The 16,996-nt window shown below is 61.1% G+C and carries 15 protein-coding genes and 1 other annotated feature; of the genes, 7 read left to right on the top strand and 8 right to left on the bottom strand.

What is annotated here, in order from left to right; translation table 11 throughout:
- Window positions 1-20: 20 nt before the first annotated feature.
- The 4 genes from Q1B40_RS14035 (at window position 21) to Q1B40_RS14020 (ending at window position 5,571) form a co-directional block, all read left to right on the top strand.
- Window positions 21-1,046: an ABC transporter substrate-binding protein gene (locus tag Q1B40_RS14035; RefSeq protein ID WP_299815679.1), complete on the top strand. Its 1,026-nt coding sequence runs from the start codon at window positions 21-23 to the stop codon at window positions 1,044-1,046.
- Between the two features lie 105 nt (window positions 1,047-1,151).
- On the top strand, window positions 1,152-3,638 hold the full coding sequence (locus tag Q1B40_RS14030; RefSeq protein ID WP_299815676.1) for an ATP-binding cassette domain-containing protein: 2,487 nt from the start codon (window positions 1,152-1,154) through the stop codon (window positions 3,636-3,638).
- Window positions 3,635-4,663 (top strand): ABC transporter permease, encoded by a 1,029-nt coding sequence (locus tag Q1B40_RS14025; protein ID WP_299815673.1) that lies wholly within the window; start codon window positions 3,635-3,637, stop codon window positions 4,661-4,663. Before Q1B40_RS14030 ends, Q1B40_RS14025 begins: the two co-directional genes overlap by 4 nt.
- A gap of 128 nt (window positions 4,664-4,791) precedes the next feature.
- Window positions 4,792-5,571 carry a triose-phosphate isomerase gene (locus Q1B40_RS14020; RefSeq protein ID WP_299815671.1) on the top strand — a complete coding sequence of 260 codons (780 nt, stop codon included), beginning with the start codon at window positions 4,792-4,794 and terminating at the stop codon, window positions 5,569-5,571.
- A 68-nt stretch (window positions 5,572-5,639) separates the two neighbouring features.
- Here the strand turns inward: Q1B40_RS14020 and Q1B40_RS14015 are convergent, their stop codons facing one another.
- The 5 genes from Q1B40_RS14015 to Q1B40_RS13995 form a co-directional block, all read right to left on the bottom strand.
- The gene (locus tag Q1B40_RS14015; protein WP_299815668.1) at window positions 5,640-6,494 is read right to left on the bottom strand and encodes a universal stress protein; all 855 of its coding nucleotides are present in this window, start codon (window positions 6,492-6,494) and stop codon (window positions 5,640-5,642) included.
- A 10-nt stretch (window positions 6,495-6,504) separates the two neighbouring features.
- Entirely contained in the window at window positions 6,505-7,995 is a 1,491-nt protein-coding gene (locus Q1B40_RS14010; protein ID WP_299815665.1) for a SulP family inorganic anion transporter, read from the bottom strand.
- Between the two features lie 66 nt (window positions 7,996-8,061).
- Window positions 8,062-8,119, bottom strand: a sequence feature (sul1 is cis-regulatory element that is thought to sense ions involved in sulfur or methionine metabolism; They are found in Alphaproteobacteria).
- 86 nt (window positions 8,120-8,205) lie between these two features.
- On the bottom strand, window positions 8,206-8,820 hold the full coding sequence (dhaL, locus tag Q1B40_RS14005; RefSeq protein ID WP_299815662.1) for a dihydroxyacetone kinase subunit DhaL: 615 nt from the start codon (window positions 8,818-8,820) through the stop codon (window positions 8,206-8,208).
- 3 nt (window positions 8,821-8,823) lie between these two features.
- Window positions 8,824-9,834: a dihydroxyacetone kinase subunit DhaK gene (locus Q1B40_RS14000; protein WP_299815659.1), complete on the bottom strand. Its 1,011-nt coding sequence runs from the start codon at window positions 9,832-9,834 to the stop codon at window positions 8,824-8,826.
- A gap of 134 nt (window positions 9,835-9,968) precedes the next feature.
- The gene (locus Q1B40_RS13995) at window positions 9,969-10,424 is read right to left on the bottom strand and encodes an RpiB/LacA/LacB family sugar-phosphate isomerase (protein ID WP_299815656.1); all 456 of its coding nucleotides are present in this window, start codon (window positions 10,422-10,424) and stop codon (window positions 9,969-9,971) included.
- A gap of 394 nt (window positions 10,425-10,818) precedes the next feature.
- Between Q1B40_RS13995 and tal the strand changes: the two genes are divergently transcribed.
- Both tal and Q1B40_RS13985 read left to right on the top strand, forming a co-directional pair.
- Window positions 10,819-11,775, top strand: a complete 957-nt coding sequence (tal, locus tag Q1B40_RS13990; RefSeq protein ID WP_299815653.1) for a transaldolase — start codon at window positions 10,819-10,821, stop codon at window positions 11,773-11,775.
- A 65-nt stretch (window positions 11,776-11,840) separates the two neighbouring features.
- Window positions 11,841-12,539: an RraA family protein gene (locus Q1B40_RS13985; RefSeq protein ID WP_299815650.1), complete on the top strand. Its 699-nt coding sequence runs from the start codon at window positions 11,841-11,843 to the stop codon at window positions 12,537-12,539.
- A gap of 36 nt (window positions 12,540-12,575) precedes the next feature.
- Here Q1B40_RS13985 and oiaX read toward each other — a convergent pair whose 3' ends face one another.
- Together oiaX and Q1B40_RS13975 are read right to left on the bottom strand one after the other, a co-directional pair.
- Window positions 12,576-13,829 (bottom strand): 3-oxo-isoapionate-4-phosphate decarboxylase OiaX, encoded by a 1,254-nt coding sequence (gene oiaX / locus Q1B40_RS13980; protein WP_299815647.1) that lies wholly within the window; start codon window positions 13,827-13,829, stop codon window positions 12,576-12,578.
- Complete coding sequence (locus Q1B40_RS13975) at window positions 13,826-15,223, bottom strand: four-carbon acid sugar kinase family protein (protein ID WP_299815642.1); 1,398 nt, start codon at window positions 15,221-15,223, stop codon at window positions 13,826-13,828. The genes oiaX and Q1B40_RS13975 overlap by 4 nt, the downstream gene beginning before the upstream one ends.
- A gap of 103 nt (window positions 15,224-15,326) precedes the next feature.
- Here Q1B40_RS13975 and Q1B40_RS13970 point away from each other — a divergent pair, with 103 nt between their 5' ends.
- Complete coding sequence (locus Q1B40_RS13970) at window positions 15,327-16,157, top strand: phosphogluconate dehydrogenase C-terminal domain-containing protein (RefSeq protein WP_299815639.1); 831 nt, start codon at window positions 15,327-15,329, stop codon at window positions 16,155-16,157.
- An 89-nt stretch (window positions 16,158-16,246) separates the two neighbouring features.
- On the opposite strand, the gene Q1B40_RS13965 is transcribed toward Q1B40_RS13970, so the two are convergent.
- The gene (locus Q1B40_RS13965) at window positions 16,247-16,984 is read right to left on the bottom strand and encodes a transcriptional regulator NanR (RefSeq protein ID WP_299815637.1); all 738 of its coding nucleotides are present in this window, start codon (window positions 16,982-16,984) and stop codon (window positions 16,247-16,249) included.
- Window positions 16,985-16,996 lie beyond the last annotated feature (12 nt).

Below are 16,996 nucleotides of genomic sequence, written 5' to 3'. Positions count from 1 at the left end.
GATGTAGAGGGAGGAAACAAATGGTATTCAAGAGAACTTTTACCGCCGCTCTGGCGGGTGTCGCTCTTGCGGCTGTCAGCGCAATGCCGACAACCGCGGCGGAAGGGGACTGGGTCATCGCGCTGTCGAATGCCTATTACGGCAATACGTGGCGTCATCAGATGGTCGAGGCTTTCGAGGGCGCCGCGAGCGAAGCGAAAGAAGACGGTTTGATCTCCGACTTCATCGTGATGAATGGCGATGGATCGGTCGCAGCCCAGAACAGTGCCATCGCGGAACTCATTCTGCGCGGTGTGGACATGATTGCGGTCAACGCCGCGTCCGAGACCGCGGTCAATGGTGTCATCGAGCAGGCATGCGAAGCCGGCATCATTGTCGTGTCGTTCGACTCGATTGCATCGGCGCCGTGCAACTACCAGCTCAATTTCGACTTCAAGGGCTACAAGATGGCGCAGGCGCGCGCAGCGCTTGACCTGATCGGTGGCGAAGGGAACATCATTCAGGTTCGTGGCGTGGCGGGGTCGGCTCCCGATGAAGCCATGTTTGCTGCCCAGAACGAGGTTCTGAAGGAATATCCGAACATCAATGTTGCTGCCGTTGTCGTCGGCCAGGCGACCGCATCGGTCGCCCAGGCGGCGATCACCAACGTTCTGCCGAGCCTGCCTCACATCGATGCGGTTCTGGCGCAGGGCGGAAGTGATGACGTCGGTATCGCACAGGCGTTTTCGCAGTATGGCGGCGAATATGCCGGCAACATGCCGGTGATCGAAGGCGGTGGTGGTACCGACTTCGTCAAATGGTGGGTCGAGGAAAACAAGGAGACCGGCTATCAGACCGTGTCCATGAACACCACGCCGGGTATTGGCGGCGCGGTCTTCTGGCTTGGCCTTGCAATGCTCAACGGTGCCGAAGCTCCCAAGGAAATGATCATGCCGGTGGCAACGGTCAATGCCGATAACCTGGAAGCCTACAGCGACCTTCCGAGCGGCCGGATCATCAGTCCGTCCTATTCCCCGGAATGGGTTGAAGAGAACCTGCTGAAATAAAGCCGGCAGAACTCCAACCAAGCATCAAAGCTCGTCTGGCCGGCCAAATCCGTTTGGCCGGCCAGTCTTCCAGAGCCCCCTTGTGCGGCCATTCCGGAGGCATCCTTGATCAAGAATACTGAAGCCGTACCGTTGTCGGAGGTTTCTCCCGCGCCGATGCAGGCGATAAACGGATCGGCCGGCAGCGTAGCGCTCGCCGGTATCACCAAGGACTTCGGTCCGACGCGCGCCAACGACCATATCGATATCGTCATCAATCCGGGTGAGGTTCTCGGGCTGGTCGGTGGCAATGGCGCGGGCAAGTCCACCTTGATGAAAATTCTTTCCGGCGCGGTGACACCCACCTCGGGCTCGATAGCCTTCGACGGTGAAGACACCGACTTCGAACGTTACAACACGGCCGCGGCCCAGGCGCGTGGCATCCGGATGGTGCATCAGGAGCTTTCGCTCTGCACCAATCTGTCGGTGGCGGAAAACTTCTTTCTGGAATCGCCGGACAGCATGCTTCCGGTGCCCGGCTGGCGCAGCCGGCATCGCGTGCGCGCCGCAACCGCTCTCGACGACGTCTTTCCCGACATCACTTTCAGGGTTGACGACAACGTCGGGCGTCTGTCCATCAGCGAGCGGCAAATGGTCGAGATCGCGCGTGCGGCGGCCACGCCCGGAGTTCGTCTCATCGTTCTGGATGAGCCGACCTCGTCGCTCGACCAGACCCGCTCGATGCAACTGAGAGAGTTCGTGCGCCGAAAAGCCAGCGAAGGCATGGCCTTCATCTTCATCAGTCACAAGCTTGAAGATATCATCGACATAGCAACCAGGGTCGTGGTGCTGCGCAACGGCAGGCTTGCCTGGCAGGGGGCCTCCCGGGACGCAACGATCGAGCATCTCGTCGAGCTCATGGGTGGCGACGTCAATGTCATTCACCAGCATGCTGTCGAGAGCAAACAGGAAGCCGGGCAAGGTGTGATCAGACTGACGGGTGGCCTGGTCGAGCCCATAGGTCATCCCATCGAGATCCGTCACGGCGAGATCGTCGGTCTGGCTGGCCTCGAAGGCAACGGTCAGCGCGAACTGCTTCATGCGGTCTTCGCACCCCGCGGCAGCAACCGCGATGTGGAACGCGATGCCGCCGCGAGCTTCATAGCCGGGGACCGGCAGAAGGAAGGGGTGTTTTCCCAGTGGAACGTTCTTGCGAACATCAGCATCGGCCGCATCGCCGGCCGGTTCCCGCTGGGGTTCGTCTCCGACGCTGACGAGCGCAAGGAAGCCGCGCATCACGCGGCGCGGCTTGGTCTGGACGAGGAGCGGTTCAATTCGAACATTCTGGAGCTGAGCGGCGGCAACCAGCAGAAGGCGCTCGTCGCCCGGGCTCTTGCCGCCGATACGCCGATCCTGCTGCTCGACGACCCGACGCGCGGCGTGGATGTGGCGACGAAACAGGATTTCTACAAGCTCTGCAACAACGCGGCCAAGGAAGGGCGCATCCTCATCTGGTACACGACCGAGGACGCCGAATTGCTTGCCGCCGATCGCGTGCTTGTCTTTTCCGGTGGAAAGATCGTTCGGGAACTGGTGGGCGAGGAAATTTCCGAAGAAACCATCGTCGGTGCGTCCTTCGCGCATGCCAGCGAGAGCAGGGCCGAACAGACCCAGGCTCGCAGTTCCGCTGCCGCTTGGGCGACGCGCCTTGTGGATGCCGCGCCCTTCATCGGGCTGGCGCTGGTTCTGACTGCCATGATTTCACTCAACCCCCGGGTCGCCTCCACCTTCGGCATGGATCTGCTGCTGTTGCCGGCACTTTCGCTGGTGCTGGTTACGGCTGCGCAGATGTTCATCATAGGAGGCAGCGAGATCGATCTCGGTGTCGGCGCATTCGCCGGGCTCATAAGTGTTCTCGCGGCAACGGTGCTCTATACGAATCCTCTGCTCGGGGCAGGGGCGATCCTGCTGACGATCTCGCTCTATGCATCCATGGGAGCGCTTATCCAGGTTCGCAAAATTCCGGCAATTGTCGTGACGCTCGGAGCGTCGTTCATCTGGGCGGGGCTGGGGCTCACGATTCAGCCGACGCCCGGTGGCACCAGCCCCGACTGGCTGAGAGCCTTGGTCACCTGGTCGCTCGGGGGAATTCCCAAATCGGTGGTTCTGATTACCATTGCCGCGGTGATCATCGTCCTCATCGACAGATCGCCTCTGGGGGTTGTTCTTCGCGGCTTCGGCAACAATCCGCAATCGGCCATCCGCTCGGGCTGGTCGGCGGTGCGTTTCGCGGTCGTGCGCTATTTCATCGCCGGTGTGTTTGCTGGTGTTGCGGGACTGTCGCTCACGGCCATCAACACGGCCAGCGACATCAACGCCGGCAACTCCTTCACTTTGCTCAGCGTCGCGGCCGCCGTGATGGGGGGATGTCTGCTGCTTGGCGGTGTTATTTCCCCGATCGGCGTGGTGGCCGGTGCGGTGACGCTGTCCCTGATCGGCGCGTTGCTGGGCATGCTCAACGTCAGCAGCGACTACTACATAGCCACGCAGGGGATTATCCTGATTGTCCTGCTGGCGCTGCGAAGCCTGGTGTCACGGGAGCGTAAATCATGACCATCGTGCAGCGTTTCCTGTCCTGGACGCACGGCAACCGCTGGATCTGGTCGGCCATTGCCGTTGTGATCGTGTGGATCATCCTGTCCGTGGTGACAAACCGGTTCAGCCTGTCGAGCGTTTCCGGCGTCGTCCTGTCGGCATCCTTTCTGACGCTCATCAGTCTCGGGCAGATGTTCGTCGTGTCGACGGGGCGGGGAAACATCGACCTGTCGATCCCCGCGGTCCTGACCCTGAGCGCCTTTGTGGCGCTCATCGTGATCCGCGGTGAAGACGCCAATCTCGTGGCCGGCGTTCTGGCAGCGCTTTTTCTGGGACTGGGCATCGGCGCGGTGAACGCCTTTCTTGTCGTCATCATCGGAATTCCGGCGATCATCGCCACCTTGTCGTCCGGCTTCGTGCTTGCCACCGCGACGCTGCTGGCAAACCGGGCGATCCCCGGCTTTGCCGTCAGCCCGACCCTGCGATACATCGCAACCGCCAAGATCGGCGGGCTTCCGGTCATGGCCATCGTGGCGTTCGCAACGGTGGTGCTGGCCGCGATCGTGCTGCGGTATTCCGTTTATGGAAAACAACTGTCGGCGACAGGCCAGAGCCGCGATGCCGCCCGGCTCGCCGGGGTCGCGGTGAAGCGCATCGAGGCGAGCGCGTTTTTCATCTCCTCGACACTGGCTTCCCTGACCGGGCTGTTTCTAGGCGCCTTTGTCGGAGGCGCGTTTCTGGAAATGGGGCAGGCCTACCTGTTGCAGTCGATTGCGGCTGTTGTGGTGGGCGGAACGCTGATTTTCGGTGGTTCGTCGACGGCCTTTGGAACGATGTTTGCCAGTATTCTCCTGATCCTGATCGTTACCACGATGCAGATCATGAGCCTGCCGCTGGGCACGCAGAATATGGTGCAGGGTGTCGTGGTCATTCTGGTGCTTGCACTGGCCGGTGTCGAGCGCTCCGCCCGGGGCAAACGGAAGACACCGGATGAAGACATCTCCCCCGAAGCTTCAGGCGAGATGGGGCAAGCCCGGCAATGACTTCAGTTGCGTTGGAAGCAATGCCCGGCCGGCTTGACGCCGGCCGGGCTTCCGGGATGATGCGTGTGGCAAGGGCGACAGGCAGGCTCGCGCACACGAAAACCTGAATATCGAAGAGGACTGACAGAATGGCCGCCACCATCCAGGCATGGATCGGAACAAGCTGGAAGATGAACAAGCTGCTGGCCGATGCCAGGCGCTTTGCTGAGGGGCTGATTGCAAGCGAAGACAACCGCGATGCCCGCATCCAGCGCTTCGTCATCCCGCCCTTCACCGCCGTGCGGGAGGTCAAGGCAATGCTTGCCTCGACATCCGTGAAGGTGGGTGCGCAGAACATGCATTGGGAGGACGCCGGCGCATGGACAGGGGAGGTGTCCCCGGCGATGCTGGCGGACTGCAACCTGGATATCGTCGAATTGGGACATTCCGAACGCCGGGCGCATTTTGGCGAAACGGACGAAACGGTCGGATTGAAGACGGAAGCCGCCGTGCGTCACGGGCTGATCCCGCTGATCTGTATCGGTGAAACGCTGGCGGAGCGTGAAGCCGGACAGGCGCGTGCTGTTCTTGAAACCCAGGTCCGCGCGGCCCTGGGCAAGTTGTCGGGAGAGCAGAAGCAGGCAAGCATCCTGCTCGCCTACGAGCCAGTCTGGGCAATCGGGGTCAATGGCATTCCAGCCACGTCAGACTATGCGGATGCCCGGCAGGCGGAAATCATCGAAGTTGCGCAAGATGTTCTCGGAAGACGCATCCCCTGCCTTTATGGCGGTTCGGTCAATCCGGGAAATTGCGAGGAGCTGATTTCCTGCCCGCATGTGGACGGGCTGTTCATCGGGCGGTCCGCCTGGGAGGTCGAGGGGTATCTCGACATCCTTTCCAGATGCTCGGGCAAACTCGGCGCGCTCTGAGACGATAATCGCGGCGACGGACGGCGATGCGTAGCCGCAGTCCGTCGCCGGAGGAACGCAAGTTCCGCTCAGCGCATGAGCAGGATCGGCACCTTGCAGGTGCGGATCATTTCCGATGTGGTCGAGCCGATGATCAGGCTGCGGATTCTGGAATGGCCGTAGGCCCCCATGACAACAAGATCGAAACCCTTTTCCTCGACGAGCTTGCCGAGCGTGTTGTCCGGTTTGCCGCTCTCGATGAGGATCTCGGCTTCAAAACCGCCAGCCGACAGTGTCGCCTTCGCGTTTTCAAGGGCCTTGCGAATGTCCGGGGTTTCCACTCCCGCGAACGCCAGCGCCACCGGGATGTCCGCAAGCAGGCGGTTGCGCGCCAGATAATCCACCGCCTTCAGCGACGAGTGTCCGCCGTCGAAGGCAATCAGAACCCTGGTGACCGGTTTGAACTCGCGGTTGGCGACGAAGACCGGCTTGCTGCTGGAGCGGACGACACGTTCCAGGTTCGAACCGAGATGGAGCTTGGCGAAATCTGCTGCTTCACCGCGTTTGCCGATGACGATCATGTCGCCGGTGTCTTCCTTGGCGAGGACGGTTTCCACCAGATCCCCCTGCCGCAGCCGTGTTTCCACGCTCACGCCTTCGGCCTCGATGATGGCCTGGGCATCCTCGAGAATCGCCCGTCCCTGGGCGTGGGCGAGCTTGGCGCGCCTTGTATCGAGTTCGCTCAGCTCCTCCAGAATGTGGGAGCGTGCGCCGAGCTCGATTGCGCCACTGAGATCCTGCCGGTCGACGCCCTGGCGGCGTCCGAGGACGTGGTAGATCTTGACCGAGGCCTCGATCCGTTTGGCGACCCATGCCGCATAGTGGCAGACGCTTTGCGAGTATTTCGAACCGTCCACAAGGGCAATCAATGTGCCTGTAGTCATATGAGCCTCCCTAATGCCCCAGCAGTTTTTCCATGGCGCCCGGCTTGTCGTGGATCGCAAGACTGTCGACGATGGTTTCCGAGGCCTCGTTCATGCCGACGATATCCACTTCCGCGCCTTCGCGGCGGAATTTCAGGACTGCCATGTCGAGGGCGGCGACTGATGAAATGTCCCAGATATGGGCGCGGCTGACATCGATCGTCACCTTCTCGGCTGCTTCCTTGAAGTCGAGCGCCTTCATGAAATCCTCCGAAGAGGCGAAGAACAGCTGGCCCGCGATCTGATAGGTCCGATGCCGCCCGTCCGGGCTGATCGTCGTCGTCACGCGGAAGATCTGCGAGATCTTCCAGGCGAAGAACAGGCCGGAGAGCAACACGCCGACGAGCACGCCGATGGCAAGGTTGTGGGTGTAGACCACGAAGAACACCGTCGCCAGCATGACGATGGATGACGAGCGGGGATGTTCCTTCAGGTTCTTGATCGAACTCCACGAGAATGTACCGATCGACACCATGATCATGATCGACACAAGAGCCGCCATGGGGATCTGGCCGACGAGATCGCCCAGGACCACCACCATGAAGAGAAGAAAGACACCGGCTGCGAAGCAGGACAGGCGTCCGCGTCCGCCGGACTTCACGTTGATCATCGACTGGCCGATCATGGCACACCCGGCCATGCCGCCAATGAAACCGGTTGCCGTGTTGGCGATGCCCTGGCCGATGCATTCCTGATTGCGGTCGGAAGGCGTGTCGGTGAGATCGTCGACGATCTGCTGGGTCATCAGGCTTTCCAGCAGGCCGACGACAGCGACGGCAAGCGAATAGGGGAAGATGATCTGCAGGGTCTCGAACGTCAGCGGGATATCCGGAATCAGGAATATCGGCAGCGTGTTCGGGAGTTCTCCCATGTCGCCGACTGTGCGTACGTCCCAGCCGAAGGCGATCGACAGGACGGTCAGCACGATGATCGTGACCAGCGGCGAGGGAATGACCTTGGTCACACGCGGGAACAGATAGATGATCGCCAGACCGGCGGCGACAAGCGCAAAGGTCAGGAGCGGCACGCGCGAGGGGTCGAGCTCCGGCAGCTGCGCCATGAAGATCAGGATCGCAAGCGCGTTGACGAAGCCGGTCATGACGGAGCGGGAAACGAACCGCATCACGTAACCGAGCTTCAGCAACCCGGCGCCGATCTGCAGCAGTCCGGCAAGAACGGTCGCGGCAAGCAGGTATTGCAGCCCGTAATCCTTGACCAGCGTAACCATGAGCACCGCCGTTGCGGCGGTCGCGGCCGAGATCATGCCGGGGCGGCCACCGGTTATGGCGACGAGCACGGCGATGGAAAAGGACGCGTAGAGCCCGACCTTCGGATCGACGCCCGCGATGATGGAGAAGGCGATTGCCTCCGGGATCAGGGCGAGTGCGACGACGAGGCCCGACAGCAGGTCAGCCCGGACGTTACCCGTCCATTGGTTTTTGTATTGAGTAAAGGAGATCATAAACAGCCCAAAGTCCTGTCATCCGGAGCGGCATTTCCGGCTACGGTGGTTCAAGATAAAGTTTCGGGTTGTCCGGCGGATCGGCGGCCGGAAGAGCCACCCGGGAATCTCACCCGGGTCCGTGTGATCCGGGTCTCTTAGCGTGTTGCAGTGCAAAAGCCAAGTCATGAAAGGGCCGGCACTGCGACGACCCTCGTTCTGAATGCCGCTTCAGAAACGCGTGCATATGGCCTTGATGATCATGGTGGCGGAAACGGCACCGGGGTCCGGATGACCGAGGCTTCTGTCACCCAGGCGCGCGGCACGGCCCAGTGTCGCGACCATGTCGCGGGTGGAGGCAGCGCCGGCTTCGGCTGCAGCAAGGACCTCGGTCGAAGTTCCTCCTGCCGCTGCGATGTCCGCGGCAGGTCTCCAGGCGTCGATCATCGTCTTCTGGCCGGTCTCGGCCTTGCCGCGGTGGGTGATGCCGTCCGCCATGGCCACGATCACAAATCTCAGGTCGTCCGCCGCGATAGATGTCGCGGGTCCGACCTGTTTTCCCGCTCGCATGAAGGCTGTCGCATAAAGAGGTCCGGAAGACGCGCCGACAGCGTTCAGAAAACCCTTCGCCGCGGCATTGAAGAGGTCCTGCAGGCTGCAATCCTGCAGGTCTTCAGCCAGATCCCGCGCGGCACTGGCAGCTGCCGCCATGCCCTGTTCCATGGCGATGCCGTGGTCGGCATCGCCGATTTCTCCGTCTAAGGCGCACAAGTTATCGCGCTCGGCCGCCATGACCTGGGCGAGTTCTTCCAGCAGCGATTGCAGGTCTTTTGCCGTGAAATCCATTGGTTACCTCACCTGAAACATTGCACAGTCGCAGGGATGGTCGAGCATCTGCTTCAACTCGCTGTCCAGATGCATGACCGTGATCGATGCTCCGGCCATTTCCATGGATGTGCAGTAGGGGCCGACGAGACTGGTGTGGATGTTCAGACCGGCCTCGCCGAGCCGTTCGGCGACGCGTGCATAAAGGATGTAAAGCTCCATCAGCGGGGTCGATCCGAGCGAGTTTACCAGAACCGCAACCTCATCTCCGGCTCGGGCTGCCATTTCCGCAAGGATGGCATCCATGATTTCATCGGCAACGGCATTGGCGCTTTGCAGCGGGCCGCGGCGAACGCCGGGCTCGCCGTGAATGCCCATACCGATTTCCATTTCGCCGGCGGCAAGCTGGAAATTGGGGCGGCGGGTATGGGGCAGAGAACAGGCGGACAGGGCTACACCCATCGTGTAGGTCCGGTCGTTCGCGTGGCGGGCGACACGTTCGACCTCATCAAGGGAAAGGCCCTTGTCGGCGGCGGCCCCAGCCGCCTTGAAGATGAAGACATTTCCCGCGACACCCCGGCGCGTTGCGCGGGCTTCGCGTGGCGCCGATGCGATGTCGTCGGTCGTCAGGACCGTGCGCGCCTCGATGCCCTCAAGTTCGAGCATTTCCGCCGCCATATCGAAGTTCATGACATCACCGGCATAGTTGCCGTACATGAAGAGGACGCCTTCGCCGCCATCGACCGCCATTGCGGCATCGACGACCGGCTGGGGCGGCGGGGAGGCGAACACATTGCCGATGGCCGCGGCGTCGGCCAGACCCTTGCCGACGAAGCCCAGGAATGTCGGCTCGTGACCTGAGCCGCCGCCGATGATCAGCCCGACCTTGCCTTTTCGCGGACCGTCCCTGGCGATCACCGCGCGCGGTGCGTTCTCCGGTCGCCACAGGTGACTGCCATGTGCCGCCATGATCCCCGTCAGCATCTCGTCAACAGCATCTTCGCCGGCGTTGATGAGCTTTTGCGTCAGATCCATTGAAATCTCCTCCTCGTCGAAATCCCGGCGTCGAGCCTGTTATAAAAAGCAGTCCTCGACTCACTCCCGGTCTCTATCAGAAACCGAAAAGGTCTTGATGAGAAGGGGGCGATCTGCGCCGGGATTTTCCAGGATCAACCCGCGTGGTACTTGGAATCGACCGTATCGATCGCATCCACGTTTCCTGCCGACGGTCCAGCGGGATCGAAGGATTTTTCCAGATAGGCATCGACGATGGTCTTGGCGAGTTCGCCGGCGATCGTGCGGGCGCCGAGGGTGATGATCTGGGCGTTGTTCGAGGTCGCCGCCTTGCCGGCCGAATAGGCGTCGCTGACGAGCGCGGCTCTTATGCCCGGCACCTTGTTTGCCGCGATGCAGACACCGATCCCGGTGCCGCAGCACAGGATGGCCCTATCGTAGGTTCCATCCATCACCTGGCTGGCAACACGATCGGCCAGGTTGGCATAAAACCGGTCGGGGCCATTTTCGGTATGGGAGATTTCGGAGACCTCGAACCGGTCCTTGAGATGATCGGCCAGAATACGCGCAAGTCCTTCCCCTGCACTGTCGCCGGCAACTGCAATTTTCATGATTCTTCTCCTGGAAACGTTTTTGGGACTGGGCAGGGAGAAAGATTTTCGGGGGCGTCCGGAATGGTTGTCGTTTTACCGGACGATCGTCGGTGGAGGATGCGAAAGGCTCTTTTGTCCGCTGCGATTGTCGTGGCTCGAATTTGAAACTGGTATAATGAGATGATAGCATCTTATCAATCCCGCTTGCAATGAAGGCCGGATGGCGGGTTGTCCAAGGATAAAATTTTCCTCGTGAGACCAGCCTTGCAGCAGCTGCGTGCCTTCATCCCCGTGCAATGGTCAGGAAAGAATTGACAATGGCGTCCGTGTGATGGCGTTTGAAGGCAAAGATGCGGATCCTGCCCCGGGCAGATGCGCTGATGGACAATAATGTTGAAACTGGAGGCTTAGAATGGCGAGTGTGCTTGAACAACTCAGAAACATGACGGTCGTTGTCGCGGACACCGGCGATGTTGCGGCCGTAAAGGCCTTTGCACCGGTGGACTGCACGACGAACCCGTCTCTGGTGCTGGGAGCGCTCAAGGACCCGGCGTCGGAGGCCCTGATCGTCCGCGAGATTGAAACCGGGCGCAAAAACGGCTTGTCGCCGGAACAGGTCACCGATGTGCTGACGGTCGCCATCGGCGCCGAGTTGACGACACTGGTGCCGGGCCGCGTCTCGACCGAGGTGGATGCCTGCCTGTCTTTCGATACGGATGCTTCGGTCAAGCGGGCGCACGCGATTATCGCCGAATACGACAGACGGGGCGTCGGCAAGGAGCGGATCCTCATCAAGCTTGCTTCGACATGGGAAGGTATCCGCGCGGCCGAGATCCTGCAGCGCGAAGGCATCGACTGCAACCTGACGCTTCTGTTCTCGATGGCTCAGGCCGTGGCCTGCGCCGATGCCGGCGCCTTCCTGATTTCGCCCTTCGTCGGTCGTATCACCGACTGGTACAAGAAGGCGGAAGGGCGCGACAGCTACGCTCCCGACGAAGATCCGGGTGTCAAATCGGTCCGCTCGATCTACGACTATTACAAGTCCAACGGCATCTCCACCGTCGTGATGGGGGCATCCTTCCGTAACACCGGGCAGATCAAGGCCCTGGCGGGATGCGATAATCTGACCATCGCGCCGAAGCTGCTGACCGAGCTGGAAAACGATACGTCCGAACTGAAGAGAGTGTTGTCGCCGGAAAACGCAACAGGCGTCGCTGCCGTCGAAATGGGCGAGGCGGAGTTCCGCTGGCAGATGAATGCGGACGCGATGGCAACCGAAAAGCTTGCCGAGGGCATCCGCAACTTCGACAAGGACCACAAGACGCTGATCAACCTCGTTGCGGAACGCATGAAGGCTTCCGCAGCCTGACAATCGACTTTGCCTGAAGCCGCAAGTCCGTTCCGGCGGACTGCGGCATTCACTCGGAGCGCACCATGATCGAAGAACCCCCCGTCCTGACAATCAAGCGGCATATCAATCGCCCGACCCCTGAGCAGATCGAAGCCTTCCGGGATGTTCCGACCGGTTTCGTCTGCGATGCCATGAACGGTCAGGGTGCGCTGGACTGCGTCATACAGCCCATTGGCAATGGCCGCGATATCGATTGCCGGGCCGTCGGTCCGGCCCTTGTCGCGGAGAACGGCCCGGCGGAAATTCTCGCCACCATGGGGGCGCTGCATGTCCTGGAGCCCGGCGACATCGTCGTCTCGGCGGTCCACGGTCATCGCAACTGCTCGGCCTCGGGGGATCAGTTTTGCGGCATGCTGAAGAACAAGGGTGCGGCGGGCTTCGTGACCGACGGAGCGATGCGGGATTATGAAGGCATCGTCGAAGTCGGCATGCCGGTCTGGTGTGCCGGGCTCAGCCCCAATTCACCTTACTCCAACGGCCCTGCACGGGTGGGGTTCGGAGCGGTTGTCGGCGGACGCCAGATCGAAAGCGGCGACCTGATCGTCGCAGACCGCAACGGTGTGGTGGTCGTGCCTTTCTCCGAGATAGATGCGGTGGCGGAAAAGGTCCGGCAGGTGCGTGCGCTCGAAGAAGAGCTCGAGGCGAAGGTTGCCAACGGCTTCCATGACATGCAGCTCATCGCCGAGATGATTGCCGACGGGCGCGCTGTCGTCATCGACTGACCTTGGGCGACAAGAGGCCGAAAAGGCGTCAGCCCGTCAGCCCCATTTGGCCAGGGCGCTTGCCAGTTCCGGCTGGTCCCTGGCGTAGTCCTCCAGCTCGATATCGAGTTCCGCGGCTTTCCAGGCCTGGCGGATCGCCCGCACTCCTGCGGCCGCGCCCATCGGATGCCCGTGAATTCCGCCGCCTCCCAGATACATCAGGTCGAGCGTCCTGCCCGTGCGGCGGTAGGTTTCCACCGCCTGACCGCCCCATTGGCCGGAACAGACCACCGGCAACGAGCGGTCGTTTTCCGAAAAGATCGGTGTGGCGAGGTCATGGAAGGAGCCGACGAAGCTTTCGTCCGGCTCCCAGTATTTTGCGCGTATTCCATTGATCTGGAACTGATCGACACCGAGCAGGCGCCAGAGTTTCTGGTAGGCGCGAAACTCCATGCCGAGGCCCGGGTGGCGTGTCAGAATATCCCAGCCGTTGCGATGAGCGTGCAGGCACAGCTGCGACCGCTTGCGCAGGAAGGACATGCCGCCATAGCCGATGGAGTTGATGTTGATGACCGCAGCGTTGCCGCCCGCTTCGACGACACAGTCGTGATGGCGAATCATCGTGTCCGGGTCGGCGGAGGAGATCCCGAAGGCGTACATCACCTTCTTGCCGGTTTTCTGCTCATGATCCAGGATAACCGGCATGATGGCTTTCACGCGGGCTTCGAGCGACGAATAGCCCGGGCTCATCAGCTTTTCATCGTCCTTGATGAAGTCGACACCGGCTTCGCAGAGTTGGGCCACAACTTCCGCGGTTTCTTCAGGTAACAGGCCGAGCGATGGCTTGATGATCGAGGCGATCATGGGACCTTGCTCAACGCCCATCAGGCGCCGTGAACCGGGAATGCCGAATTGCGGTCCGGGATGGCAGGACCATGCCTGGGGGAGGTCGATGTCCATGACGCGGATTCCGGTGAGCCCGCGGACCGCGTAAACGCCGCCGATGGTGATGGTCATCAGTGCCGCGATGTCGGTGCCGACGGCCTCCAGCGGATAAGCGATGACCGCGTCCGCCCGATGATAGGGGCCGGTTCCGCCGGGTGCTGGAATGGAAGGAACATCGGTCGGCTCGAGCGGCCGGATCTCAACGACCCTGGCAGCGCATCGGGCGCGCACTTCCTCGGTCTCGCCGGGCAGTTCGGTGAAGGTGCCGGTCGACTGGTCGGCGGCGATCTTCGCCGCAAGCGCTTCAACATCCCCCGCTGTTTCCAGCCGGTAGGTAACGTTGATGGTTTCCCTGGCCGTGGTCATCTTGGTCCTCCACCGTCACGCACCCAGCCGAAATAATCCGGCGTTCCCATCTGGCCGCCTTTCAGCGCCAGCTCCAGTCCGTCCATCGGGCCATCTGCATGCGCCTGAAAAATGGACGCGCCGGGAATGGTCGGTGCAAGTGCTGACAGAGCGAAGATGTCCAGCAGTTGGGTGGCGTATCCCGATGTGTCTCCGCCCGAGACGACCGCGCGTCTTACGTCGCCCCGCTCCAGGACGCGTTTGAGGATGTGGCCGAGGGCTTCTCCAACCTTGCGGTTGGCGGAAGGCATGTCGAGCGCGGATGCTGCAACCGCCTGCCTGAAACGCTCGACTGCCGGGTCATCTGGGCCGGCGGCAGAGAAGATCAGCGGGTCGGTTCCCTGTGAAAGCGCCGCGAGCGACCGCTCAACGACCTGTTCGATTTCGGCCTCGAGCTCTTCAGGTCCGCCGCAGACCTTCACCGCGTTGAATTCGATGCAGGCAAAGCCGTTGGCTCTCGACCAGGCGATCTGGTCTGCTGTCGTCGGCGATACGGATCCAGAGACGGTTGCCATGCGCCTCGAACGTCCGATCCCGGCAGGCGCTGACGTGGCCGGCAACAGGCCGTTCTGACGCCAGTATTCAACCAGAGCGAATTCAATCCCCTGGGAGCCGACCACGAAAGGGCTCTCTTCCCGCGCTTCCCAGATCGCCCGCCCTGCGGCCGCATCCGTGGCGGCGTCCAAGCTGTCTATGGTCACCGCCGTGAGCTTGTTGCCGTCGGAGAAGCCGGACAGGGACACGGTTTCGTCTGCTTTCAGGTCCTCAAGCGACAGGAGACCCGTGTTGAGCTTGTCCGACTGTTTCGATATATGGAGGCTAACATCTGCTTCCGTCATTGGGGTGACCGGGTGGCGCGACATTACCGGGTGTCTGTCAAGGCGGACAATGCTGTCGCCGGCGCTCGCGAACAGATGGCCGAAACACTGATAGCGGCGCATTTGCGGGACGGCGATGAGCACCGGAACGACGGTGGTGTTAAACCGCTCCGCTCCGATTTCGATGGCCCGTCCGATTGATCCGGTGTCCGGTGAGGAATCGAGGGTGGAGCAGACCTTGTAGTGAACCAGCTGCGGGCCGAGGCCCTTGAGTTGATCGAATGCGGCGGGCAGGGTCTCGCTCATCCATTGCGGCGATCTGGCGCGCGCGGTGGACGCCACGCCGATGTTGCGTATGTCCGGGAACCGGTCGAGCTGTTCGCGGGTCGGCACATCCAGAAAGAGAATTGAAGGAAGTCCGGCGAAAGCCAGTACCTCCATAACCGCTGCTGCTCCGGTGAAATCATCGCCGTACCAGGCGACAAGCGGCCCTTCCGGAAGCTTCCGCAAGGTCTTTTTCGAACTGCTTTCTTTCATGCGGCGTCCCTAAAAGCTTGACATGATTATATAATTAGTATCTCATCATACCAGTTGTCAACGGCATTTACCGTAATTGCTTGTACTCTGGGGAGTTAGTGACGTGAAGAAAGTGGCCTTGTTCGGCGCGGGTGGCAAAATGGGAATGCGCCTCGGCGCCAATCTTGCCAAGTCCACCGATTTCGAAACGATGCATGTCGAGGTTACGCCGGAAGGCCAGGAGCGTGTGCGCGCAGCTTATGGTGTCGACTGCGTTGACCCTGATACGGCGCTGGAAGGCGCCGATGTCATTGTTCTGGCCGTGCCGGATACTCTGATCGGAAAGATCTCTCACAACATCATCGACAAGATCAAGCCGGGAGCGATGCTCTACTGCCTGGACGGGGCGGCGCCCTTCGCCGGTCACTTGCCCGAGCGCGAGGATGTCACCTATTTCGTGTCCCACCCCTGTCACCCGCCGATCTGGAACGATGAAACCGATCCGCATGCCAAACGCGACTATTTCGGCGGGCTGGCGGCCAAGCAGGGTATCGTGAACGTGCTCATTCAGGGTCCCGAAAGCGACTATGCGCTGGGGGATCTTGTCGGCCGGACCATCTATGCGCCGGTCATGCGCTCACACCGTGTCACACTGCAGCAGTTCGCCATGCTTGAGCCGGGCCTTTCGGAGACCGTTAACGGGTCGCTGATGATGGTGCTGCGGCAGGCGATGGACGAGGTGGTCTCGCGGGGTGTGCCCTACGACTGCGCAAGGGATTTCCTCCTGGGGCACATGAACATCATGGGCGCCGTCATTTTCGACCAGCACAAGGGTGTCTTTTCGGACGCCGCGAACAAGGCAATCGAATACGGTATCCCGGTTCTGATGCGCGATGACTGGAAGCGTTGCCTGGACGACGCCGAGATTGCGGCCAGCGTGGACCGGATTACCTGATATTTCGCAGGCGGGCATGACCATCAGCCTGCGGCAGTCGTGTCGCAGGTTGCCCTTTCGGTTTAAAATCGATGTTTCCTGAAAGGGCTCTATTCGGCCTGGTTATGGTGGCGATAGAGATCCTTGGATCTGTTCAGGTGTGTCCCGAGTGCCGATGCGGCAGCAGCCGGATCGCCGGACGCGATGCACTCGATGATCTTCTGGTGTTCCTCGAGCGTGACGTTTTCCCGGCCCGACCAGATCAGCAGATCGGCGTGATAGTTGAACAGCCAGGTGAGCATCGCGTCGCAGACGGCGGCCAGAATGGGGTTGCCGGAGATCGCGGAAATCTTGCTGTGAAAAGCGATGTCCGCCTTGATGAATTCGGACGGGTTTCCGAGTTTGGTGCGCTGAGTCGCCAGCAGCTTCTCAAGTTCGGCAATATCTTCCTTCGTCGCTTTTTCCGTCGCGATCTTCACCATGCCGACTTCGAACAGACGGCGGGCTTCCTTCAGATATTCCAGGTTATCGGAAGATGCGGAAAGGAGCATCCGCGCGACCATATCCATCTGCCGGAAGGCGAGATCGGCGGACAGTTCACTGACACGGGAACGTTCACCATGGGATATCGTGATGAGGCCCTGGGTATGCATGGACTGCATTGCCTCGCGCACAGCCGGTCTGCCGACACCGAAGCGCTTCATCAGTTCCCGCTCGGAGGGCATGAGGTCACCAGGCGCCAGTTCCCCGCGCACAATCATTTCGCGCAGGCGTTCAAGAACCTGATCGGATAACTTGCGGCGCACAATCTTGTCGTCGTCGCCACCGGGGCCGTTCCAGTTCTCCATGGTTTTCCGCCT

This window comes from uncultured Roseibium sp. (genome assembly GCF_947496995.1).
Classification (GTDB): domain Bacteria; phylum Pseudomonadota; class Alphaproteobacteria; order Rhizobiales; family Stappiaceae; genus Roseibium.
Note: the sequence above shows the minus strand (reverse complement) of the source record. Positions and strands in the feature narration are given on the sequence as shown.